The sequence below is a fragment of the Enterococcus wangshanyuanii genome, assembly GCF_002197645.1.
Lineage (GTDB): Bacteria > Bacillota > Bacilli > Lactobacillales > Enterococcaceae > Enterococcus_L > Enterococcus_L wangshanyuanii.
In genome coordinates this window covers 2,301,528-2,324,542 of the sequence record NZ_CP021874.1, presented here as the reverse complement: position 1 = coordinate 2,324,542, position 23,015 = coordinate 2,301,528, and the positions used below count along the sequence as shown (strand labels likewise).

Annotated in this window: 22 protein-coding genes; 21 read left to right on the top strand and 1 reads right to left on the bottom strand. The window is 39.0% G+C overall.

All coding sequences use genetic code 11. The features are described 5' to 3' along the window. Window positions 1-6: 6 nt before the first annotated feature. Genes CC204_RS11490 through CC204_RS11475 form a run of 4 tightly spaced genes read left to right on the top strand, consistent with a single transcriptional unit; the run spans window position 7 to window position 3,168 of the window. Window positions 7-1,731 (top strand): patatin-like phospholipase family protein, encoded by a 1,725-nt coding sequence (locus tag CC204_RS11490; RefSeq protein WP_088270267.1) that lies wholly within the window; start codon window positions 7-9, stop codon window positions 1,729-1,731. Then, complete coding sequence (locus CC204_RS11485; RefSeq protein ID WP_088270266.1) at window positions 1,701-1,919, top strand: YdbC family protein; 219 nt, start codon at window positions 1,701-1,703, stop codon at window positions 1,917-1,919. The genes CC204_RS11490 and CC204_RS11485 overlap by 31 nt, the downstream gene beginning before the upstream one ends. 16 nt (window positions 1,920-1,935) lie before the next feature. Further along, on the top strand, window positions 1,936-2,820 hold the full coding sequence (locus CC204_RS11480) for a YicC/YloC family endoribonuclease (RefSeq protein ID WP_088270264.1): 885 nt from the start codon (window positions 1,936-1,938) through the stop codon (window positions 2,818-2,820). Window positions 2,821-2,880: 60 nt separating this feature from the next. Beyond that, window positions 2,881-3,168, top strand: coding sequence for a hypothetical protein (locus CC204_RS11475; protein WP_088270262.1), 288 nt, complete (start codon window positions 2,881-2,883; stop codon window positions 3,166-3,168). 139 nt (window positions 3,169-3,307) lie between these two features. Here CC204_RS11475 and CC204_RS11470 read toward each other — a convergent pair whose 3' ends face one another. After that, on the bottom strand, window positions 3,308-4,753 hold the full coding sequence (locus tag CC204_RS11470) for a DUF1958 domain-containing protein (protein WP_088270260.1): 1,446 nt from the start codon (window positions 4,751-4,753) through the stop codon (window positions 3,308-3,310). A gap of 359 nt (window positions 4,754-5,112) precedes the next feature. Between CC204_RS11470 and gmk the strand changes: the two genes are divergently transcribed. From gmk to rsmB, 17 genes are all read left to right on the top strand, one after another. Next, a complete protein-coding gene (gene gmk, locus CC204_RS11465; protein ID WP_088270258.1) occupies window positions 5,113-5,727 on the top strand; it encodes a guanylate kinase in 615 nt (204 codons plus the stop codon). 4 nt (window positions 5,728-5,731) lie between these two features. Next, complete coding sequence (rpoZ, locus tag CC204_RS11460; protein WP_162288347.1) at window positions 5,732-6,037, top strand: DNA-directed RNA polymerase subunit omega; 306 nt, start codon at window positions 5,732-5,734, stop codon at window positions 6,035-6,037. 518 nt (window positions 6,038-6,555) lie between these two features. After that, a complete protein-coding gene (locus CC204_RS11455) occupies window positions 6,556-7,656 on the top strand; it encodes a tyrosine-type recombinase/integrase (RefSeq protein WP_088270256.1) in 1,101 nt (366 codons plus the stop codon). A 316-nt stretch (window positions 7,657-7,972) separates the two neighbouring features. Then, on the top strand, window positions 7,973-10,426 hold the full coding sequence (locus CC204_RS11450) for a lectin-like domain-containing protein (protein WP_088270254.1): 2,454 nt from the start codon (window positions 7,973-7,975) through the stop codon (window positions 10,424-10,426). 16 nt (window positions 10,427-10,442) lie between these two features. Continuing rightward, window positions 10,443-10,772 carry an LPXTG cell wall anchor domain-containing protein gene (locus tag CC204_RS11445; protein WP_088270252.1) on the top strand — a complete coding sequence of 110 codons (330 nt, stop codon included), beginning with the start codon at window positions 10,443-10,445 and terminating at the stop codon, window positions 10,770-10,772. Window position 10,773: 1 nt separating this feature from the next. Continuing rightward, window positions 10,774-11,565 (top strand): WxL domain-containing protein, encoded by a 792-nt coding sequence (locus tag CC204_RS11440; protein ID WP_088270251.1) that lies wholly within the window; start codon window positions 10,774-10,776, stop codon window positions 11,563-11,565. Window positions 11,566-11,592: 27 nt separating this feature from the next. Beyond that, window positions 11,593-12,366, top strand: coding sequence for a WxL domain-containing protein (locus CC204_RS11435; RefSeq protein WP_088270250.1), 774 nt, complete (start codon window positions 11,593-11,595; stop codon window positions 12,364-12,366). Window positions 12,367-12,463: 97 nt separating this feature from the next. Beyond that, complete coding sequence (locus CC204_RS11430; RefSeq protein ID WP_088270249.1) at window positions 12,464-13,540, top strand: WxLIP family cell surface protein; 1,077 nt, start codon at window positions 12,464-12,466, stop codon at window positions 13,538-13,540. A gap of 44 nt (window positions 13,541-13,584) precedes the next feature. Next, entirely contained in the window at window positions 13,585-14,250 is a 666-nt protein-coding gene (locus CC204_RS11425) for a hypothetical protein (protein WP_088270248.1), read from the top strand. Window positions 14,251-14,276: 26 nt separating this feature from the next. Further along, on the top strand, window positions 14,277-14,870 hold the full coding sequence (lepB, locus tag CC204_RS11420; protein ID WP_088271705.1) for a signal peptidase I: 594 nt from the start codon (window positions 14,277-14,279) through the stop codon (window positions 14,868-14,870). A gap of 43 nt (window positions 14,871-14,913) precedes the next feature. Further along, window positions 14,914-15,606 (top strand): winged helix-turn-helix domain-containing protein, encoded by a 693-nt coding sequence (locus CC204_RS11415; protein WP_088270247.1) that lies wholly within the window; start codon window positions 14,914-14,916, stop codon window positions 15,604-15,606. A gap of 192 nt (window positions 15,607-15,798) precedes the next feature. Continuing rightward, window positions 15,799-16,317 (top strand): RNA polymerase sigma factor, encoded by a 519-nt coding sequence (locus CC204_RS11410; protein ID WP_088270246.1) that lies wholly within the window; start codon window positions 15,799-15,801, stop codon window positions 16,315-16,317. Beyond that, complete coding sequence (locus CC204_RS11405; RefSeq protein WP_088270245.1) at window positions 16,310-17,428, top strand: hypothetical protein; 1,119 nt, start codon at window positions 16,310-16,312, stop codon at window positions 17,426-17,428. Before CC204_RS11410 ends, CC204_RS11405 begins: the two co-directional genes overlap by 8 nt. 258 nt (window positions 17,429-17,686) lie before the next feature. Beyond that, the gene (gene priA / locus CC204_RS11400) at window positions 17,687-20,119 is read left to right on the top strand and encodes a primosomal protein N' (RefSeq protein WP_088270244.1); all 2,433 of its coding nucleotides are present in this window, start codon (window positions 17,687-17,689) and stop codon (window positions 20,117-20,119) included. Between the two features lie 89 nt (window positions 20,120-20,208). Then, window positions 20,209-20,703: a peptide deformylase gene (def, locus tag CC204_RS11395; RefSeq protein WP_088270243.1), complete on the top strand. Its 495-nt coding sequence runs from the start codon at window positions 20,209-20,211 to the stop codon at window positions 20,701-20,703. Continuing rightward, on the top strand, window positions 20,696-21,637 hold the full coding sequence (fmt, locus tag CC204_RS11390) for a methionyl-tRNA formyltransferase (RefSeq protein ID WP_088270242.1): 942 nt from the start codon (window positions 20,696-20,698) through the stop codon (window positions 21,635-21,637). Before def ends, fmt begins: the two co-directional genes overlap by 8 nt. A gap of 5 nt (window positions 21,638-21,642) precedes the next feature. Continuing rightward, window positions 21,643-23,007, top strand: a complete 1,365-nt coding sequence (rsmB, locus tag CC204_RS11385) for a 16S rRNA (cytosine(967)-C(5))-methyltransferase RsmB (RefSeq protein WP_088270241.1) — start codon at window positions 21,643-21,645, stop codon at window positions 23,005-23,007. The last annotated feature ends 8 nt before the right edge of the window (window positions 23,008-23,015 follow it).

Here is a 23,015-nt window from a genome sequence, read left to right as displayed (position 1 = left end):
CTGTTGATGAGAATTGAAACACCGGTTGCATCTGAATGGCGTAACTTTGCAGCTCAGGTTGCTGAAAGTCGGCAGCTGCTGCCTTTATTTGAGACGCATTCTTCAGCAAGAGAAGTATTTAGTAGAAGTGCGCGCAAGAATACGGGGAATGCTTACGTTGCTTATGCGGGGAAAATTCCTTATTTGTTTATAATGACTGAATCAGGGAGAGTAACAAATTTACTGTTGTCTCAGGAAACGCTCAAAATAGGCTGGTCGTCTATTTTCACAGTGATCGAGCACTTATTCAAACAGACATTTCAGCAATCGATCAGCTTTCATTTTCCACATCATCTGACACTTCATTTAAAAGAACTCTTTTTAGCGCATGGGTATAAAGAGATAGAGGAGAATCGTTTTAGTAAAGTGCTGGACTATCATACAAGTTTAGTTCTCGGTGGCGGCGGTGCCAGAGGGGCATACCAGATCGGTGTTTGGCAAGCATTGAAAGAGTTAGAGATACCGATCAAACTTATTACAGGAACCTCTGTCGGAGCGTTGAATGGTGCGTTGATCCTGCAAGGTGATTTTGAAGCGGCAAAAGCGATGTGGGAAGAAATTGACACTAAAAAGATTTTGGCTTTTCCCATCAATAAGACCACTAATGATACGTTTGGCGGTGTGCTTAGCCAAGTAGGGGCATTCACTATAAATGCGATTCAAACAAAAGGAGTTTCTACAAAGCCGCTGCAAGAATTGATTCAGGATACTTTTTCGACGGAAAAGATGCAGCAGGTGCGTACTGATTTTTATTTAGTGACCACAGAGCTGCCAAATTTTCAGGAGAGAGTGATTCATTTTAATGGAGATCAACAGTCCAAATGGCAAAGCTGGCTCTTAGCGTCAGCCTCCTTTTTCCCTGCTATGGCCGCGGCCAAAATAGCGGATAAATATTATGTTGACGGTGGTTATCGCAACAATATTCCTGTAGATGTCGCTATCGAACATGGAGCAACAGAATGCATCATTGTTGATGTCAAAGGACCGGGCATCACAAAGCCTATAAAAGTTTCAGATAAAATCACCTGCCTGACCCTGCAAACACCTTGGTCAATGGGTGCAGTTCTTTTATTTGATGGTGCACGCTCTGTTCAAAATATTAAGCTGGGCTATTTGGAAACAATGAAAATGATCGGCAAAAAGTACAAAGGTTACTGGTATACATTTGATGAGACGCTGGAAAGTCTTGTGCAGTTTCAACAGCATTTTTTCACATATATCAAAGAAACCTATCAGTTGAAATTATGGCTATCAGCCGAACAAAAAAATAAGATCTGTAAAAAAATGCGTAAAGTTTATAAAGACAGGGTGTTCACTGAAAATATTGGTTTAGTCTTAGTAGAGCTATTAGCAAAAAATCAAGATATCTCTGCAGCTAAGCTTTATACGTTGGAAGAAATGATTGAGCTCTTACAACATAAAGAGATGAAGCTGGATTTAGCTGAGACGATCGGTATGATTTCAGTACAGGAATGGCTGAAAAAGTATTATGATGATTATTTCTTATTATCTGAGAAGCAGCAATTGACCGCGCTAACCAGCCTGCTTGCTTCAAATGAACAGGAAAAAGCACAATGGTTGGCAATTTTAGTGGATAAGCTGCCAGTCCAAGTATTACAATTATTAATGATCGAATTTATTCAAACAAGGAGTGATAAAGAATGGCACAAGAATTTTCGTATGAAATCGTAGAAGAAATTGCTGTACTATCTGAAAATCAAAAAGGTTGGCGTAAAGAGTTAAATTTGGTCAGCTGGAACGGACGTCCGCCAAAATTTGATTTACGAGACTGGTCTGCGGGTCATGAAAAAATGGGCAAAGGAATCACCCTGACCAACGAGGAATTTGAAACACTGTCTAATGCGATAAAATCTATGTAGGAAGGACACCCTGTCAATGAAAAGTATGACCGGATTTGGAAAAGAAACATTTTTAAATGATCGTTATCAAATCGATGTGGAAATCAAGAGCGTCAACCAACGCTTTTTGGACATCCAGTTAAGGATGCCTAAAGAACTCAATCCCCATGAAATGGCAATTCGCCAATTAATGAAGCAAACACTACAGCGTGGAAGAATAGAAGCGTATATCAACATCAAGCAAACCGGCAGCAGTAATCAAGAGGTACATGTTCATTGGCAGCTGATCCATCAGCTGTTAGGTGAAATTGAGCAGGAGCTGTCTGCCGCGTATCCCAATGCAACATTTGAACCTGGTAGAAGTATCGAGCAGCTGCTAAACAATCCTGATTATGTTGAAGTGTCAGAAAAACAAAAAGCTGATGAAGGATTCGGCGCACTTGTTTTAGAAATCGTGAAGCAGGCAGTAGAGAAGATAGATGCTAGTCGATTACAGGAAGGACAACAAATTCAGCAAGTGCTAACTGGGTATGGACAGGAATTTATCAAGTTAGTCAAAGAACTGACTGGATTTGTCGATGTCTACGAAAAAGACTATCGAGAAAAATTTGAAGCTAGATTGAATGAATGGTTAGGCACTCAAGTCGAAGAGAGCCGTCTGTTGACCGAAATGGCGATCCTTCTTGAAAAAGGAGATATCCATGAGGAACTGGACCGCTTAGTGATTCATATTGATAAATTGCAGGCGTTGCTATTACAAACAGAGCCTGTTGGCCGAGAACTGGATTTTCTGATTCAGGAAATGAATCGCGAAGTCAATACGATCGGTTCGAAATCAAGTCCAATCGAGATCAAGAATATCGTGGTTCAGATGAAGACGATTTTAGAAAAAATTCGCGAACAGATTCAAAATGTCGAATAAAATAAATTTTTGGTGATTGAATCAGTTAGCGGTATAATGAAGAGGAAGAGGTGAAAGCATATGTCAAACTACTATGATGTTACTTTCCATGAATTAAGCGGGAAGTCTGTTGTAAAAAGAGAAGTTATATCAGAAAAAGACGCGTTTGACGTCTGGCAGGACGCATGTGAGTCATTTACGGAAGAAATCCTGAATATTCGGATCAATGAAGATACTTTCGTATCGCTGAATCGTCGTTTTGTTGTTCGAATCGATGTAGAGGAAGTTGACGGACCTGTGGATAAACAAATCAAACGCCATGATGAGATCATGGGAGTTGTGAACACGCTGTCCAATATGGGCTTTTAAGGAACGATGAACAAAGCTTACAATAAAAAAGCACTTCAAATTTAGTAAAATAAATTTGAAGTGCTTTTTTAATAATTCTCTACTGGGGAATGCGGAGTCGTCTAAGAGCTCAATTCACTTTTTTTCTGGCTTTTTCAGACTATAAAAAGAACCAAACGCTGACAGCCCCGAGTATAAAGATAAAGCCGAAAACAACGAATGAACGAGTCATAAACGTACCTACTGTCCGACTACTTCGGCGTGTCCCTGAAATACGTTTTCTAAATAAGCGGGAAAACACAAAGAATAGAATACCTAAAAAGGTCAGAATCCCGCTGATCCAATAGTTGAGTGTGTCTTTTTCAAACGGGAAGAAGGAAGTCTTCTTTTGTTCCTGTTTCTTCTTGGTCGTTTCTTGGGCAGTTGTTTGTTTTTCTTGATAGTGGACAGTTTGAACGGGTAGTTTTGGAGAAACTTGGCCCAATTCGCTAGCAAGACTCAAGCTACCATTTTCTGTGATGAAATGAGGCTCCGTACCTTTTTTCACGAAGCCGTAAAAATCCTGTTCCAAGGTAAGTTCTTTTTGATTGACCGTGTTAGCACCTTTATTCAGTAATTTTTTATACTCATAGGCTGAGAAGGCATTATCTAAAATTGCATTTCCGGCAATATGACGTTCATACTCTCCTTCTTGGTCCGACCAGTCACCGACGCCTAAAATAACTTCAATGAGACGAACCTCTCCTTTTTTTGCTGTGGCAATATAGTTGAATCCGCCAGTTGGACTTGATCCAGTTTTTAGTCCGTCAACTCCTTCATAGCCATATCGAGCTCCTGGTAAAGAGTAATTATAGGTCTCAAAGGTTTCCTCATAAGGTGTATTTTCCATCGTTGTGACTACAGGCTTACTTGTGAACTGTAGTGCATCGGGATAGTTTTTGATTAGATGGTAAGCTAAAACTGCTAAATCGCGTGCAGTTGATTTGTTGTCTCCGTCAGGATCGATTCCGTCTGCTTGATAATACCCGTCAAAAGCACTGATCTGTGCACCGCTGCAGTTGAAGTACGTCGTATTTTCCATACCTAGCTCAGCTGCCTTCTCATTCATCCGATGAATGAAGCTGGTTTCATCACCATCTGTTACTAGATTTGCCAGCATCAATGTTGCGACATTTGAAGAAGGAACTGCAATCATGGTGAGCAAATCTCGAACGGGATAGTCAACACCTAAAGAGATTTTATTGTTGCTCAAAGCGTATAGCTGAGAAATATTTACATATTTTTCTGTAGCTGTGACCGTAGTATCTAATGAAAATTTGCCATGCTCCATTGCTTCAAATGCTAAGTACATTGTCATGACTTTTGCGATACTTGCAGGGCTCCAAGACAAATCAGGCTGATCTTCCCATAAGATTTGACCAGAGCCAGCGTCGATGACGATCGAGGCTTTTGGTCGATAGCCGTCTTTGATAGGATATTTAGGATTTTCTGTAAAATCTGTTTCGTTGGTGACAGCTTCTGCTACTTGTTGTTGATTCCCAATCAAAAAGCACAGAAGTAATGAGAAAAAAATGATTAGAGGTAATTGTTTTTTGAACGTAGGCATGTGAGTCGTTCCTTTCGTGTTTTGTTATATAATAAAGGTAGGTTATTTTTCGTTTTCAATGCGTATTATACTCATAATACTAAAAAAGTAGGGTTCATGTATACTTTTTTTTAGAATTTATCATGTGATTTAAGGAACTTTAATCGATCTATGTTTTTTTATATAATGAAAAAGGGCTATTCATATGAGCACAAAAAACTTTTTCTTAGCAAACCTTAATGATAAAGTCTTGAAAATTATGGGAAAAAAGTGCATTATAGAACTAATACATTATTAATTGCTGGCGTTTGCTGGTATAATGCTAAATTGTCTGGCTATATAAACAGAATTTGTATAGTTTTTAATGAAAGGAAGTCATCATGTCAGAGCGTGGATTATTAATTGTACTATCAGGACCTTCTGGAGTGGGGAAGGGCACCGTACGTAAAGCAATTTTTGATAGTGAAGAGAATGATTTTCAGTATTCAATTTCTATGACGACCCGTCAAATGCGGGAAGGAGAAGTAGAAGGTGTCGACTACTATTTCCGAACGAAAGAGGAATTCGAAACGATGATCGAGGCAGGCGAGATGCTGGAGTACGCCCAATATGTGGGTAATTACTACGGGACACCGCTATCTTACGTCAATCAAACGCTGGATGAGGGAAAAGATGTCTTCTTAGAAATCGAAGTTCAAGGGGCTGAACAGGTCAAAGAAAAAGTGCCGGATGGTGTCTTCATTTTTCTAACGCCGCCGGATCTAGCAGAACTAAAATCACGAATCGTTGGACGAGGGACCGATGCCCATGATGTGATCGAAGAGCGGATGCGTGTTGCTCGTGAAGAGATCGAAATGATGGCATTATACGATTACGCAGTTGTAAACGACGAAGTACCTAAAGCAGTAAAACGAATCAAGGAAATTATTGCGAGTGAACATTTTCGTGTTGATCGAGTAATTGGCAAATATATTAAAATGTTGAAGGAGATGTAGCCTTATGATGTTGAAACCATCTATTGACTCATTATTAAAAGAAGTACCATCAAAATACTCACTTGTGATCTTAGCGAGTAAACGTGCACATGAATTAGATGAAGGAGCACAGCCAACACTGGAAAGCTTTGAATCAGTTAAAAGCGTTGGACAAGCGCTTGAAGAAATCGATGCTGCAACAGTGATCAATGATCCTAGACCAGAAGAGAAACGTGAAAGAATGCGTTTAGCAAAAGAAGAACAAAAAATGAGACGTGAACAAGAACAAAAGGAACTTGAAAACCGCATTCGCGAAGAGAAGAGTCTTTAATATACCTAAACTTAACAATAAGTTTCAAGATTAAAAAACGAAGAGTGAAAATCTTTTTATGATTTTCATTCTTCGTTTTTTTATTTTTAAGCGTATTTACTTCTATCATTTTTGTAAGTTGACATGAAACGATAGAAAACGATATTTTATTTATTATTTTTTGTTATATAATCATTGTTATGGGTTGCTTATAGATTTAAAAAAGAGAATTCATGACATATTTGTTAGATAAGAATAATGAGTTAAATTTTTTTTGTAAAAAAATAAAATATTTCTTGTTTTTAAATCAAACGAGAAATATTTTTATTTGAGAATAAATAATCAAAAGCTAAGTACATTGTATGGCTTTGTTAAAAATAAATCAATAGTTTAAAGAGAGAAAGTAATCAATTCTTTTATCATTTTTTTACGATTTTTATTAAAAAAATGATAAAACGGGCGGTTTTTCAGTTTTAAAGCGAGTATTTTTTCCCGCCGTCAAATCCGCCGTCACTATTTTATGAAAGGGCATGATCATTATGGCTAAAGGTGAGAATATTTATAAAAGGAAAGATGGACGTTGGGAAGGTCGCTATCCTAAAGGGCGTAAAAAAGACGGCTCGATTCACTATGGCTATATTTACGCACGTTCCTATCGCTTAGTTAAAGAACAATTGATTGAGAAAAAAGCGCAGACAACTGTGTTTTATTTAGGTTCTTCTAAAAAATTTCGCGGAACCCTTGGTGATTGGGCGAATATTTGGCTCAATGACATCATGACGCCTAGATTAAAAGAGAGCACATATGCTAGCTATAGCAATAACCTTCAAATACATATTTTCCCCATGTTAGGACATCGTCCACTGGAAAAAGTGACACCATTCGATATGGATAAATTAGTAAATCAGCTCTCTCGGTCACTGTCTGCGAGTTCCGTTCAGATTGTTTTTCGAATTTTAAAAAGTTGCTTAGAAGCTGCCAAAGAGCGCGGCTATATCTACTTAAACCCTTGTGAACGGACGATACTGCCTAAAAGCCAAAAGAAAACGATTCATGCTTTGACACGTAAACAGCAAAAAGCGGTAGAGGCTGAAAGTATGAAGTCAGAAAAGGGATTACCAGTTTTATTGGCATTAGAAACAGGGATGAGAATTGGTGAAATCTGTGCATTAAAGTGGTCAGATATTGATTTTGAAGAGTCAGTGATCCATGTTCAACGAACGAAACAGCGGATTGCTATGCCAAAATCATCAGAAGTGCGCACAAAAATCATCGAGACAGCACCAAAAACGATAAATGCGAATCGGTTGATCCCGCTGTCTGTAAAAATCAAAGAAGCTTTATTGAGTGCTAAGACACAATCTACTTCAGAGTTTGTTGTAACAAGCGGTCAAGGTTCTGTTGAACCTAGAACCGTTAGTTACAGATTTGAACAAATCAAAAAAAGAGTAGGTTTATTAAACGTGCCCTTCCATGCATTGCGCCATACCTTTGCGACTCGTTGTGTTGAATTGGGGGTAAATATTGCAGCAATCAGTTCTTTATTAGGCCATTCCTCAATAAAACTAACTTTGGATACATATACTAATTCTTTTTTTGAAGAACAACGAGCGGCAATTGATAAATTAGCAGTGCTTTAGATTGAGTTTTTTTCAAAGTAGATCTATTCAGGCCTTTAAATAACGAATGTTATTTAAAGGCCTGAATGTAATGGAGCAACTCACATAGTATCTAGGAGTATATTTTTCTGCGCCGTCAAAATCGTCGTCAAATTGACCAATGAATACCTGCAAATCAGTAATTATTCACTACATTTCTCGTTTGATTTAAAAATAAGAATCTTTTATTTATTTAATCAAAGACACTTATTGAAGTCAATTATTCTGATTAAAGGAGGCTTATTTGTTATGTACAAAATCGGGACCACCTTTTATAGAAAGGAGGTGAAAATGAAAAGTGCTAGAGAAAATCAAAAAATCTTTCTTTTTAGCTATCGTTGTAGGAGTTTTATGTGTGCCATTAAAAGCAGAAGCTTTAGGCTATGTTGATGCGCCTCAAAGTATACCTCTAGATCAGATTTTTGTCACACCAAAAGGCGCGAATAGCTATGTTGAAGGAAATAATGTAGTGATCACTGATAAAAAGCCTAGCCAAATCGGAAGTATCTTTTCAACTGAGCAGAATAAAATCGATTTGACTAAAGACTTTTATTCAGAAATGTACGTCTATCTTGACGGAGACGCAGATGGTGTCGCGTTTGTGATGCATAATGATCCTGAAAAACTGATTAATTTTTCGGGCTTAGTTGGGAATGGTTTGTCGATTTATGGCGATAGAGTTGTTTATAGTGCACCCAATAAAATCGGTGGCCAACAATTGAAAAATAGTTTTGCGATTGAATTTGACACGTACTATAACGGCGATAGCTATGATTCTGGTCTTAGCAAAAATATGGATAAAGGACATATTGCCTATTCTTTTCCAGACAAGATTTCTTCCTATAAATATACAAGTCCTTATACAACGATCACAGGAATTAACCATTCTGGTCTGCAGTATCCAACCTTTAAGCTTGGAGATGGGCAGTGGCGTTTACTAAAGTTGCAATGGAAAGCATGGAACACGAGTAATATTGGGGAGCTTACGTATATATTTGGGGATCTAGATCCTGTCACAGTATCGATAACCAAAGATACTTTTGGTACGGATAATGTGTATTGGGGATTTACAGGATATACCGGTGCTCTTTCGGAAAAAGCGATCGTTGCATTCAAATCAGTTCCAGGTTTGGTCAATTATACTGAAACGGTGGATTTCATGGATAATAATGGCCAAAAAATTCAAAGTATCACACAAGATTCTGAAGTGACTGTTCATTACACTGGTCAATACAATGGTGGTAAACAAAACATGATAAAACCTGTATTCTCATTTGAATTAGATAAAAATCAGGTCTATCAGCAAGGAACATTTCGTTTAAATGGGGCAGCCGTTACGCCTACGTATATTAATAATACATTGGAGCTTTCGTTAGGAAAAGATCTATCAAGTACTGACAGTAAAATCGATATTCAGTTTAAAGTAAAAGATACTGAATTGACGACCAATGCAAAATTAGAACTTACTGCAAAAGCAACGGCTAAAAATGTGATCTCAGAGAAAAAGGTATTCTACGATATCAACTACGACTTGGACCCGCCGGTTGGTCTAGGGAAGCTAACGTTTATTGAACGTGGAGACACACAAGCAATCACTGAAGTGGAAGAGTATGATCCGTTCTTTTGGGATTATCAGGATGATTATAGCTCTAAGGAAAATATCGACATTCGTTTAAAAAACGGACAGGACATTGAAAAGATAGTTAGCGCTGTTGGCCCTAGCAGTTTTATCCTGACGCTTACAGATGAAAAGGGAAACGCCCGTGATATAACGATCCCACTCTTTATAGAAGATCAAACAACGGTCAAAAGCAATAAGTATATTATTCAAGGAAAAGATCTCAGTGTAACGGCGAAAGAGTATCCGAAAACACAACAAGATCTAGAGACGCTTATTCATCAAAGAGGAGCACTTAGGCTTTGGCAATACAATGTTGTAGAAGCAAATGAATTAGACAGCACTCAATTGACGTTTTCACTAGGCACGTTGCCTAAACCGCCTGCATTAGCAGGTCCAGGAGTCTATCCGATCACCGCATTTTTCGGCACTGGTGCGGAGAAAGTAGAAAAGCCGTTGAATGTTACAGTGATACAAAGCTTTGCCACAGTTAAAATCAGCTTTGTTGATGAAAATAACCAACCGATCATTGAAGATTTTTCATTTGCAGCAAATGTATCCGAACAAATCGATTTAACAAAAAATCAGGAACTTTTGGAAAAACTGAATGCTGTAGAAGCGTTAAATTATGTCAAAGATACAACGCCATCTGATGAGAAGAATCTATTGATTTTACCAGAAGGAGTTTCACGTAAATATACGTTCAAAGGGACGTTGTTTATCGAGTCAGCACCGAATACGATCGATTTTGGCGATCAAAAAGTGAGCGGTCAAAATAAAAAATTTACTGATCCAATCTACGACCAACACTTAGTGATCTGGGACAACCGCTCAACGTTAGGTACATGGAAAATCACCTTAAAACAATCGCAAGAGTTTAGCATTCCAGGAAATGAGCAACAACGACTCCCGAATGCGTTGAGTTATCAAACGGCGGATACGGAAAAAGTGATTTCTACGGAAGCGCAGGAAGTTTTTCGTTCTAAGCATCAAGCTTCTGGAAAATATGATATCAGCGAAGAAACCTGGGGACCGAACAAACAAGGTTTACGTTTTAATGCGCCGGTAGGCTCTATCAAACAAACTGGTAACTATGAAACGACTCTTACTTGGCAAATAGAAGAAGCATATTGATGGAGGAAAGACTACGATGAAGCAAATAAATAAGATTCAGTTCGTCCTACTCCCCATCATTTTTCTTGCCCTGTCTTTTGGAACGATCAATGAAGCTTGGGCTGTTGAGGAGGGTGGACAAGTACAAACGAATGCCGGTGTTGTTCTGCGTAAAGCGAAAACAACACCAAACCAAACGAGTGATTCATCAAAAAAATCGCTCCTACCGAAAGAAAAACCAGTAGGTCGCCTGCCGCAAACGGGAGAATTGGTGAAAATTAGTTTACTAGTTAGTGGAGGAATAGTATTGATCGTCACACTGTCGTTGCTTTTATTAAAAGGAAATGCCGGAAGGAAAGGGGACTAAAATGAAAAAAGCAGGTTTATTGTTGACTTTATTTATAGTCGTTCTGTTGGCGAATCCGGTACATGCGGCGGCAACAACTACTTCCTATTCTGGTGATGCGACAGTCGGATTCACTGGGAAACATCCTAAACAAGTGATGGATCCAGAAAATCCCGGAAATCCAGCTGATCCTGGTGACAGTCCAAGTACTGACCGCCAGCTGCGTTTTGATTTTGTTCCGCAAATAGATTTTGGCGAAGCCGAGATTGCTGATACCGATCAAACGTATTATGGTCATGCACAACTTTTTAAAGATGATACAGGCGCACGCGGAAATTTCATTCAAGTCTCTGATTTTAGAGACAAGAGTACAGGTTGGCTGCTTCAGGTTAAACAAGAAACACAGTTTCAGGATCAATCGGCGAAAAATCAAAAGCTGAAAGGTGCAGTCTTATCGTTTGACCAATCTTGGTCGAACTCACTGAATGATCTAGCAACAGCACCAACAGTCTCCAAAGAAGTTATTCGGTTATTGAATATCGGAGAAACGTATAACTTGGCTGAAGCAAAACCGCAAATGGGCGAAGGTACGTGGTCGATCATTTTCGGCGTATCTGTATCGAATGATAAAAATCGAGCAGATACACTGAGACCTAAACTGGATGAAAAAAATAATCCCATACTGGATCCAGCCTTTAATAATCAACCAATTTATGAGAATCAAGCCGTCTCTTTATTCATTCCTGCAAAAGGATCAAAAGAGCCTGGCAACTATCAAACGGTGTTAACTTGGATTTTATCCGAGCTACCATAAATCAAACAATTCTAGGAGGAAACACACATGAAATTCACACACAAATTATGCGCTGCAGCTTTAGTTGCAGCATTCGGAGCAGTTGCAGCATTCCCGAGCGGAGTGTCTGCTGCTGAGAATCCATTGGAGTGGAGCGGCAAAGGAACGATCAACTTCAGCGAAGATGATGGTGAGGACAAACCAGTTGATCCAACAGATCCAACGAAACCAGTCGATCCTGAAAATCCAATCGTTAACCCACCAGTAAATCCTGCTAAAGGACCGTTAAAAGTGATCGCAGTGACTGATTTAAACTTCGGAAATAATAAAGTAACACCAGCGACAGGAAATGGTTGGGAGTATACAGCCGCTGCTGCTGAAGTAGAATACAAAGACGGCGTGAAAGTAGCTAGTCCTAACTTTGTTCAGTTTAAAGATACACGTGCAGATAACTTAGCAAACAAACACACATTGACCGCTAAAGCGACGACTTTTACGAATACTGATAAAAACGAATTGAAATCTGCTCAATTAAAATTCAATAATATCAAATTGGTCAATGGAGCAGATCAAAATCAAGTAAATACTGCAGGAGTTCCAGCAGCTCAAACGGTTGAAACAGATGGTACAACACCTACAACATTTGTTACTCAAGATGCCGCTGACAAAGGGTTTGGTCAGTTCATTTTACAATTTGGTGACATGGTAGATGACACTGCGAAAGACTCTGTAAAATTATGGGTTCCTTCAGCTGGGAACAAGCTATCAACAAACAGTGGCTATTCTTCAACAATCACTTGGACGATTGCAGACGCAAGATAATTTAGAGAACACATAAATTAGATGAATTAAGAGCAAGAACAAGCTCGTCATAAACTGGCGGCTTGTTCCTCTTTTTCAAGAAAGGGCTATAAATGGAATGAGAAAAAGTGTATTAACATGGTTAACAGTTATCCTATACATAAGTATCAGTAGTAGTGTCTTTTCACTAACGGGTATTGCGGCTGAAAAAGAAGAGGGTGGATTTACTTATAAAGTGATCGTGCCTGAAAATCAACATAACAAAGATGTAGGCTACTTTGATTTACGTGTAGCACCAGGCCAAGAACAAACCGTATCGATCAAAATGAACAATAGCTCTGACAAAGAAATAACAGTCGATGTAGCATTGAACAGCGCTAAAACGAATACAAATGGGGTCATCGAATACGGGCCGTCAAAGCTTGAAAAAGATAAATCGTTAAAGTATGATTTTGCAGATCTAGTCACAGGCGAAAAAACGGTAAAAATACCAGCAAAGCAAAGTATCGAGTACAAGTTGAACATAAAAATGCCGGACTCTCAAATCGATGGAGTAATTAGTGGTGGGATCTACATGATCGAAAAAGGACAAACGGACGATCAAAAAGCAATGATCAAGAATGAGTATGGCTATTTAGTCGGGATGATTCTTTCAGAAAATGATACGCAAGTCACACCTGAGTTACAATTGAACAAAGTATTTGCAGAGCAGCAAAACTACCGCAATGCCGTCTTCATCAATTTCTCTAATACTCAGCCAGCTTATATTGATAACATGACGGTTGATGTTCAAATTATGGCAAAAGGTTCAGATGAAGTCTTGTATGACACCAAACAAAATAAAATGCGGATGGCTCCGAATTCCCAAATCAATTTCCCAGTTTTGATGAATGGGGAAAAAATGGTCGCAGGAGAGTATCGAGCAAAAATCCTAGTTACGACGGAAAATGATGGGAAATGGGAATGGGAACAAGAATTCACGATCACAGATGAAGAAGCGGATAAGTTTAACCAAGAAGATGTGAGTTTACTACAGGAAAGTCGCGTGAATTGGTCGTTGATCCTACTATTGGTAGCTGGTGCGTTAAGTATGATTTTGGGCATTTTCTTTGTGGTTCATTTCTTAAATCAGAAGAAAAAAAGAGCGAAGAAAAAACGCAAAGGAACGAAAAAAAGAAAAAAAAGAGCAGAATAACCCAAAAAGTTCTTTGATTCTGTTAAATATTGGAGGATAGAAACATGACGATACTGGATGGGCTATTTATTGGGATACTTTCGACAGCTATCCTCTGTATGATTTTCGCTAGTGCCTTTTTTGTCTCTAGTTTCTTTATACGGAAAAAAATCAAGCAGTTAGAACAACGTAGACCTAAACGTAAGAAAAAAAGGTTGTTTCTTAAAAAAAAGATCTTTAAATTACACAAAAAGCGGAAAAAACAATTTCGATCAGGTGTGATTCTTTTCATGTTAGGAGGGATTTTAGCAGGAGGAACTGTATTTTCCCGTTATCATCAAGCAACAAACCTAAGTGATCGAGATTCTGATGGAATCGTAGAAGGGTATTTCTTACTGAATAAAACAGAGCAGCAATTAGCGGCAGTAAAAGAAACGACGAATAAAGAAAAGACAAAGAAAAATTTGCGGGAACTAGCCGCTAAACTTTCTGGCTTTGGTGTTCGTTATGCGGATCCACGACTTACGTTAGAAGGGCAAAAACTATTAAATCGCTATTATTCTCAAATGAAAGAGTTGGGATTGAATTTGAATAATCAATCTGCTGAAAGTCTACAGGAAAAAACAATTTATGATGACTATTTAGCAGATATCCACAAAGTCCAAGCAACTCAAAAAAAGATTTTTGTCTATTTTAATGTCAACGAATCGGCACTTGAACAAAAGAAATAGTGTTTTAGGAAATGGCTGTGGCTGAAATGAATAGAAAAAAAATAATTCATAAGAAAAAACGTAAGCGTCAGAAGTACAAAGAGCTTAGGCGAGAAGTAGGGATGACTTTTTTGATCATCTTTTTGATCGGACTAGTACTGTCACGTCTTGTTTTTTCTTTGCCTGAAAATGATGGGTATGGAATGATCGGCAGTCTAAGTGATGGAGATCGTGTTTATGTCAATCGTTTAGGGGAAATGCGGCGTTTTTCATTGATCTATTTTAAGCAGCCGGATGGAAATGGAATGTCCATTCGGCGAATCATTGGCTTGCCGGGAGAACAGGTGCGCTACACCAATGATGATCTGTATATAGATGGTCGGTTGGTAGTGGAGCGCTTCTTACAAAAAACATTAGGTCAAGCTAAATTGGCTGATGAAGTGATCACAAAAGACTTTGATTCGACCGATATTCTCAAAACGGATGACGGAATCATTCCGGATGATCACTATCTTGTGCTTGGTGATAATCGTGGGTACGCAACAGATAGTCGTTATTATGGAGTTGTTGATAAAAAGAAGATCATAGGAACAGTTGAACTACGCTGGTGGCCGTTTTATCAAATTAGGAGCTATCGATAAATGTATCAAATTAATGTAAATTTTTTCTAAGGGAGGAGAAAGTATGTACCGTATTGGTGTGGTAAACTTTGAAGGCGATGCGTCAGAATGGGCGCAGCTACAAGCGCAACTGCCAAGTGACTGGGAACTGCATCAAGCAGTTTTGGATAAAGAGCTTATTTTTGATCTGCTTATTTTGTTAGAAAATAGACTAGAACAAGTTGGAGAAACTTGCTCTCGATTATTACAGTTAAACAAAGAATCGGGCTCGCTGATCTGGATTTGGTCAAAAACGCAAAATGAAATGAATCGAATGGTGTATTTAAGACTTGGAGCAGACGGTGTGATGACAGAAAATATAAGCTTGGAAGAATGGTCGTTGATCTTATCTAATGCTTTACAGCGTAAAAAAAATTATCCGCAAAAAATAAGAGAAAAAGAATCAGCTGAAATGAGTAATGGTGGGCTGGTCTTAAATATCAAAAATAGAAGCGTGATCATCAATGACAACGACGAGGTTCAACTAACGAACCTTGAATATAAAGCCATGGATCTTTTAGTACAGAATATGGGTGAAACAGTTACTTATGAAGAAATTTATAATGCGATCTGGGGAGATCCGGAAAGTGAACATCGGAAGCTATATCGCATCAGCAATTTGATTTTTCATATACGAAAGAAATTTGAAGCGGAGACAGGAACATCCAAGCCGATCCGAACAGTCCGTTCGAAAGGCTATATTTTGACGTTTGATTAAATAAAAAAGTTTGAACACGCCGAAAGGAATGTGCTCAAACTTTTTTATTTTCCACAAAGGATGAAAATGTTTCTATTCTATTGTAAAGTTTAGAAGCTGAGATAGATCAATCAAAAATAATTGAAGGAAAATAAACTATTTTGAAACCTTTAGGACAAAATGGCTGTCTAATAGGCGTAAGGGAGGAGAAAAATGGAAAAAGATTTGCAAATCAAGCTAGTCAAAAAAGCAAAGAAAGGCGATGCGCACGCCTTTGTACAGCTTTGTGAGATGTACCAAGTTGTTTTATACAATGCAGCCTATAAGCTATTGTTAAATGATGCAGATGTTGCTGACTGCTTACAGGAAACCGAGATTCGAGCCTGGCAGAAGATCACGAACTTGAAAAATGAAGCGGCATTCAATACGTGGATATTCAGAATCATGGTCAATCATGCGAAAGACATTCTGAAAAAGCGGGTCGCAGTCATTGAATTTGAAGAAAGACATGCAAAAAGCGAAGTTGCTGACTATGGAGCACCAGATTTAAACCAAGAACTAAGTGCTTTATCAGAGATTTACAGGATCCCGCTCGTTTTATATTACTACGCAGGCTTTAGCATCAAAGAAATTTCTGAACAATTAAAAATGTCAACCAATACAGTGAAAACAAGGCTGATGCGTGGCAGAGTGAAGTTGAAAAATCTATTGGAGGAGGAAAACAATGGATAAAAAACTAATCGACAAACTTAAAAACGAAAAAGAAATTCCAAAAGAAGTTATGGAAAAACTGACACAGAGTCGAACAGCTATTTTAAATAATAAAATAAAGCAAGATAAAAAAATCAAAATAAGTTATACCTATAAAATCATCATTTCAATTGCCCTTGCGGCTCTTGCCTTAGTATTTATTATAACCAAAACACCTGTTGGAGCCGCCATCGAGCAGGCTTTTGGTATCAGCAAAGATTCTGGAGTTGAAATAGTAGAAAGTAATCAGATTCCTACACAACTGGATATAACCAGCATTTCTAATGGCAGAGAAATCAAGCTGACAAAATTTGTCTCAACAAAGAAGAAATTTGCTTTTGATTATCAATTTAATTTGGATGATGAAAAATTAAAAGAGCTGTTACAAAAACAAAGTTCTCCTGATCGAAAATTCAAAAAAATGTCTGTAAATGCCCAAGATATCGATATCGGTCTTTTTACTGAAGGGGATACAGAAGACGTACGTGGTGGTGGAATGTATAGTTCTACTTTTCGTGTGGAAGGGGATACTTTTTACGGTTCGGTCGTTGTAACACTTAATAGAGAGGATATCCCAAATGATGCTAAATTATCTCTTCATATTTATAAATTATGGTGGACGGATGCAGAGGAGTTAGACCAAGCATTTCTGGAAGCTACTGCTGACCCTGAAAATATGCAGCCATTTGGGGTAGACCCTGCTTTAGTGTATGAAGGGGATTGGGTGTTCACTATTGACTATAAACCGTTGACACAAACAGCTAAAACCAACATTACAAATGTTGATAATATCACGGATATAAGAGTGAAAAACGATGCGCTGCAGACATCTGTGAAATTTGTTGCTCCAATGAGTGAAGGGAGCTTTCCTGGTGTTACGTTGTACAAGGATGGCATTGAAAGTGAGAACCAATCACTTGGAACAGTAGTAGATTTTGAAAAAGGTGAGATAAGTATTTCATTTGACTTTAGTGCACTAGATACAACATCAGTCTACACAATTCAGTTAAATAAAGTAGATGATTTTACCGGCGAAGCACTAGAAGAAATTGGTCATTTTGATCTTCAAAATGAAGCAGGACCGCCTAAATAGAGCAATAAAAAGTTCTGAACCATTGTGATTCAGAACTTTTTTGATTTAAATGTATGAATCGACTAGTTGTAGCGATCATGCCTAATCAGATAACCTCTTCATGTGATCATGTATACACATATTCCATTATTATCTGTTAATTTTTTGCAATAGCAATCAGAGGAGCAAGACAAATCAAGGATTCTTTAGTACAATAAGCAAAGAAAAGCGAAAGCGTAGATAAAGAATCAACTAACAAGAATAAAAGGAGGAATGTACATGAGAAAAGCGGCGCAAGTCATTGTTGATGTTCCAACGATGCAGACAGACCAACCGTTTACTTATTTGATTCCTTTGAACTTAGAAGAACAACTTTCGGTAGGGATGCGGGTAGAAGTGCCCTTTGGTAATGGAAATCGCCACTTGCAGGGATTTGTTTTGGAAATCAGAATGGTTTCTGATGACGAAATAGCAGAGCAAACTTTTCAATGGAAAGAGATTCTCTCTGTTTTAGATTTGAAACCAGTCCTGAATACGGAGTTATTAGCTTTAGCCGATTATATGAAGGAAAAAACCTTTGCTTTTAAAATCACTTGTCTGCAAACGATGCTTCCTAGTGTGATGAGAGCAGATTACCGAAAATACATATATTTGACTGACGAATTAGAAGAAACGCTGCGGGACGAATTGTTTTATGGCCTAGATGAAATTGCTTGGGAAGATGCACAAGCTCGTAATATTTTGCCTCAGCTGATGCAGCTTAGAAAACAGCAGAAAGTCGATATTCGTTATGAAGTCAATACACGAAATAGAGTGAAAACGATCCGTCATATACGGGCAGCCAAAGAATTTGAGCAATTAGAAGAAGAACGAATGGCGCTTAGAAAAGGTTCACAGAAAAAAGAACAGCTGATCAATTATTTGCAGCAGTTAGGACTAGAACAGTCAACAACGGTCAAAGAAATGAAAGAATTAGGTTTTAGTACTGCTGTTTTGAATGATGGTGCCAAACGAGGCTGGTTGACTTTTGTTGAAACAGAAGCATATCGTGATCCTTTTGCCGACCATACCTTTGAACAAACAACAGCACTATCCCTGAATGAAGAGCAACAAACAGCCGTTGATCGAGTATTAGGCTCAATGAATCAAGGAACGAGCAAGACATACTTATTAGAAGGAATTACTGGCAGTGGTAAAACGGAAGTGTACCTGCAAATCATTGCGGAAGCTTTGCATCAAGGGAAAACCGCGATGATGCTGGTTCCGGAAATTTCGTTGACACCGCAGATGGTTCAGCGCTTCAAGAGTCGCTTTGGTGATCAAGTGGCAGTGATGCATAGTGCCTTGTCCCAAGGTGAAAAATACGATGAATGGCGTAAGATCGAGCGTGGAGAAGCGCAAGTAGTCGTTGGTGTTCGTTCCGCGATTTTCTCACCGTTAGAAAATGTCGGGGTCATTATTATCGATGAAGAGCATGAAGCTAGCTATAAACAAGAAGAAACACCGCGCTATCATGCCCGTGATTTAGCGATCTGGCGTGGTGCGTACCATAATTGTCCTATCGTACTGGGGAGTGCGACACCGTCCTTAGAATCACGTGCTCGCGCGCAAAAGAATGTCTATGAACGCTTAGTTCTAACCAAGCGGGCAAATCAAACGGCTACGCTGCCAACGATCGACATCATAGATATGAGAGAAGAAGTTCAGCGGAAAAACACGTCCTCCTTTTCGCTAGCACTGCAAGAAAAATTGAAAGACCGTATGGCTAAAAAAGAACAAAGCGTACTATTATTGAATCGTCGAGGCTATTCATCGTTTGTAATGTGCCGTGACTGTGGATATGTTTTACCTTGTCCAAACTGTGATATTTCATTGACACTGCACATGGATACAAAAACAATGAAATGCCATTATTGCGGTCATGAAGAACGGATTCCACACCGCTGCCCAAATTGTGATGGAGATAAGATTCGTTACTATGGAACAGGGACACAGAAGGTAGAAGAAGAATTAAAACTACTATTTCCAGAAAGTCGAATTTTACGAATGGATGTCGATACAACTCGACGAAAAGGCGCCCATGAGAAAATTTTGACCGCGTTTGGCAATCATGAAGCAGATATTTTGTTAGGGACTCAAATGATCGCTAAAGGACTGGATTTTCCCAATGTTACGTTGGTCGGTGTATTGAATGCTGATACCGCATTGAATCTTCCCGACTTTCGTTCCAGTGAACGGACTTTTCAGCTGTTGACTCAGGTCAGCGGTCGGGCTGGACGTGCAGAGAAACCGGGAGAGGTCATCATACAATCATTCAATCCCGAGCATTATTCGATTCAACTGGCGAAAGCGCAAGATTATGAAGACTTCTATCAAAAAGAGATGCAGGTGCGTCACCGTGGCGACTATCCACCCTTTTATTTTACCGTCCAAATCACAGCTAGTCACCCAGAAGAAAACCAAGCAGCGAAACAAATGTTTGAAATCGTTAAGGAGTTAAAGACTGGTCTATCTGATCAGAGTATTTTGCTGGGACCAACGCCAAATGCGATCATGCGTGTCAATAATCGTTACTTCTATCAAGTGATTATCAAATATAAGCATGAACCTAACTTACAGAATATATTAAAGAAAATACTGACAGATACCCAAAAAGCTACAGCACATGGACTGAAACTATCGATCGATGCAGAACCGATGAATTTTATCTGATGTTGCCTATGTCTTCAAGAGCTAACTGTTAATCAAAAGAGAAGGACTGAGTCCGAAAAATAGAGTCAGTCAAATAGAAAGGAATTTTTATGCGCTATCCTATCGTGATACATCCCAATGAACGTTTGATGCAAAAAGCAATACCGGTCACTATGATCACGGATGAAACCATCACTATCTTAGAAAATATGTACGAAACAATGATCGCTCATGATGGAATTGGTCTAGCAGCGCCTCAGATCGGTAAAAATATCCAGCTTGCAGTGATCGAAGTCGATGAGGAAACGGGTTTGTTTGAATTGATCAATCCTGAAATCATTGAAAGTAAAGGAACGGATGTCGATGTTGAAGGCTGCTTAAGTATTCCGGGCACCTATGGAACGGTTGAGCGGGCGGAAGAAGTTACGGTTCGTTATTTTGATCGTGAAGGGGATGAGATCGAAGTTACTGCGTATGGTTATTTGGCTAGAGCCTTTCAACATGAAATCGATCATTTAAACGGAGAGTTATTTATCGATAAAATCATTGAACCGATCAAACCAGAAGATTTAGATGCATATATGGAGGAACATTTAGATGACTAAACTTATATTTATGGGAACACCAGCGTTTTCAGTCCCTATTTTAGAAGGGCTGATTGAAAATGGCTACGAGATACTGGCCGTTGTAACGCAGCCTGATCGCCCGGTAGGACGGAAAAAAATAATTACCCCAACACCAGTCAAAGAAGCAGCTGTAAAACATGGATTGCTTGTCTTACAGCCGGAAAAAATCTCAGGATCAGCCGAGATGGATAAAATCATTGAACTGGCACCAGATTTAATTGTCACGGCTGCCTTTGGACAGTTTTTACCAGAAAAGATTTTACAAGCACCTAAATTTGGTGCAATCAATGTTCATGCATCTTTATTGCCTAAATATCGTGGCGGAGCACCTGTTCATTATTCGATCATAGAAGGAGAAAAAGAAACGGGTGTGACGATCATGGAAATGGTCAAAAAAATGGATGCTGGAGATATTCTTTCCCAAAAAGCCATTCCGATCGCTAAAGAAGATGATGTTGGTACCATGTTTGAGCGTCTAAGTGTTGTAGGCAAAGAATTATTGCTGGACACGTTGCCAAAACTCTTGAACAACCAAATCACACCGATCCCTCAGGCGGAAGATCAAGTTACTTTTTCACCAAATATTACGAGAGAGCAAGAACGGATCGACTGGAATAAAACAGCTGAACAAGTCGATAATCAAGTGCGGGGAATGCGTCCATGGCCAACTGCCTTCACCACATATAAAGAAATCAACTGGAAAATATGGGATGTTACACCGTTGGCTGAAACAACAGATGCGGAGTCTGGAACGATCATTAAACGCAGTAAAAAAGAACTGTGGATCGCTTGTGGCAAAGGGACAGTCCTTTCTGTAAATACCCTTCAGCCTTCCGGCAAGGGGAAACTATCGGTTCAAGATTTCTTGAACGGTGTGGGTAAAACAGTTGCAGAATCAGATAAGGTGGGCTAAGTAAAATGGGTAAAAAAATACCAGCACGAGTGAAGAACTCCGTACGTTACGTGGCATTGAGAACCATCGAACGTGTAGATAACGGAGGAGCGTACTCCAATTTATTATTAAATGAAATGATCAATAGCTCTGCTTTAGGAGAAAAAGACAGCCGTTTATTTACGGAGCTAGTCTATGGCACGATCAGCCGCAAGTTATTGTTAGAATACTATTTGACACCCTTTATTCAAAATCCAAAAAAAGTCGACAGCTGGGTCAAAAATTTACTTAGCCTGTCCGTGTATCAACTCGTTTTTCTAGATAAAATTCCAGATCATGCGATCATCAATGAAGCGGTCGAAATCGGAAAACATCGCGGCAATAGCGGTATTGGTAAATTTGTCAATGGCGTACTGCGGGCGTTTCAGCGTGAAGGTGCGCCAAGCTTAGAAAAAATCCAAGATCCCGTAAAACGTTTATCAATTGAAATCAGTATGCCGCAATGGATGACAGAGAAACTGATCAAACAGCTAGGAGTAGAAGAAACAAGAACATTAGGCTTGTCTCTTTTTGAAAAAAGTCATGTTAGTGGCCGCGTTGATACGAATGAAATTAGTATTGAAGCAGCGTTGGATGAATTACAACGTGATCATATTGAAGCTTCTGCAAGTCGTGTTTCACCTTATGGGATTGTTGCGGACAAAGGCTTTTTAGCCGGCAGCTATTTGTTTGGGGCAGGAAAACTGACCATTCAGGATGAAAGCTCGATGCTGGTTGCGCCTGCGATGCAGATCGAACAAAATCACGTCGTGCTGGATGCGTGTGCAGCACCAGGCGGGAAAACCACACATATTGCTACATACTTGGATTCTAGTCAAGGTGGTCGTGTCAAATCATTAGATATCCATGATCATAAAATAAAATTGATCAAACAAAATGCAGAACGCCTGCATGTCAAAGAGGTCGTAGATACTGAAAAGCTCGATGCACGTAAGGTTGGCGAAGAGTTTCCTGCTGAGTATTTTGATCGGATTTTAGTCGATGCTCCTTGTTCTGGATTAGGTTTGATGCGTAGGAAGCCAGATATTAAATACCATAAATCAGCACAAGATTTTGAACAACTACCAAAAATCCAGTTAGAAATTCTGGAAAGTGTTGCCCCAACATTGAAACAATGGGGTATAATGGTCTATAGCACTTGTACGATTGCCGAAGAAGAAAATCAAGAAGTTGTCGCAGCATTTTTAGAGAAGCACCCTGAATTTAAAAAAATCGATGTGAAAGCTAATGACCTTGTACAGACTGCTGTCAAAGATCAAATGCTGACATTATACCCGCATCAATTAGGCACGGATGGCTTTTTTATTTGTTGTATGCAGAAAGTTTGTTAAACGAGGTG

What these genes read in the sequence shown, in the direction of transcription:
- CC204_RS11425 (WP_088270248.1), top strand. Translation starts at nt 13,585, where the DNA reads ATGACGATACTGGATGGGCTATTTATTGGGATACTTTCGACAGCTATC.
- lepB (WP_088271705.1), top strand. Translation starts at nt 14,277, where the DNA reads ATGAATAGAAAAAAAATAATTCATAAGAAAAAACGTAAGCGTCAGAAG.
- priA (WP_088270244.1), top strand. Translation starts at nt 17,687, where the DNA reads ATGAGAAAAGCGGCGCAAGTCATTGTTGATGTTCCAACGATGCAGACA.
- CC204_RS11470 (WP_088270260.1), bottom strand. Translation starts at nt 4,753, where the DNA reads ATGCCTACGTTCAAAAAACAATTACCTCTAATCATTTTTTTCTCATTA.
- CC204_RS11435 (WP_088270250.1), top strand. Translation starts at nt 11,593, where the DNA reads ATGAAATTCACACACAAATTATGCGCTGCAGCTTTAGTTGCAGCATTC.
- CC204_RS11440 (WP_088270251.1), top strand. Translation starts at nt 10,774, where the DNA reads ATGAAAAAAGCAGGTTTATTGTTGACTTTATTTATAGTCGTTCTGTTG.
- CC204_RS11410 (WP_088270246.1), top strand. Translation starts at nt 15,799, where the DNA reads ATGGAAAAAGATTTGCAAATCAAGCTAGTCAAAAAAGCAAAGAAAGGC.
- CC204_RS11485 (WP_088270266.1), top strand. Translation starts at nt 1,701, where the DNA reads ATGGCACAAGAATTTTCGTATGAAATCGTAGAAGAAATTGCTGTACTA.
- CC204_RS11415 (WP_088270247.1), top strand. Translation starts at nt 14,914, where the DNA reads ATGTACCGTATTGGTGTGGTAAACTTTGAAGGCGATGCGTCAGAATGG.
- CC204_RS11430 (WP_088270249.1), top strand. Translation starts at nt 12,464, where the DNA reads ATGAGAAAAAGTGTATTAACATGGTTAACAGTTATCCTATACATAAGT.
- rpoZ (WP_162288347.1), top strand. Translation starts at nt 5,732, where the DNA reads ATGATGTTGAAACCATCTATTGACTCATTATTAAAAGAAGTACCATCA.
- rsmB (WP_088270241.1), top strand. Translation starts at nt 21,643, where the DNA reads ATGGGTAAAAAAATACCAGCACGAGTGAAGAACTCCGTACGTTACGTG.
- CC204_RS11490 (WP_088270267.1), top strand. Translation starts at nt 7, where the DNA reads ATGAGAATTGAAACACCGGTTGCATCTGAATGGCGTAACTTTGCAGCT.
- CC204_RS11455 (WP_088270256.1), top strand. Translation starts at nt 6,556, where the DNA reads ATGGCTAAAGGTGAGAATATTTATAAAAGGAAAGATGGACGTTGGGAA.
- def (WP_088270243.1), top strand. Translation starts at nt 20,209, where the DNA reads ATGCGCTATCCTATCGTGATACATCCCAATGAACGTTTGATGCAAAAA.
- CC204_RS11480 (WP_088270264.1), top strand. Translation starts at nt 1,936, where the DNA reads ATGAAAAGTATGACCGGATTTGGAAAAGAAACATTTTTAAATGATCGT.
- CC204_RS11405 (WP_088270245.1), top strand. Translation starts at nt 16,310, where the DNA reads ATGGATAAAAAACTAATCGACAAACTTAAAAACGAAAAAGAAATTCCA.
- fmt (WP_088270242.1), top strand. Translation starts at nt 20,696, where the DNA reads ATGACTAAACTTATATTTATGGGAACACCAGCGTTTTCAGTCCCTATT.
- CC204_RS11475 (WP_088270262.1), top strand. Translation starts at nt 2,881, where the DNA reads ATGTCAAACTACTATGATGTTACTTTCCATGAATTAAGCGGGAAGTCT.
- gmk (WP_088270258.1), top strand. Translation starts at nt 5,113, where the DNA reads ATGTCAGAGCGTGGATTATTAATTGTACTATCAGGACCTTCTGGAGTG.
- CC204_RS11445 (WP_088270252.1), top strand. Translation starts at nt 10,443, where the DNA reads ATGAAGCAAATAAATAAGATTCAGTTCGTCCTACTCCCCATCATTTTT.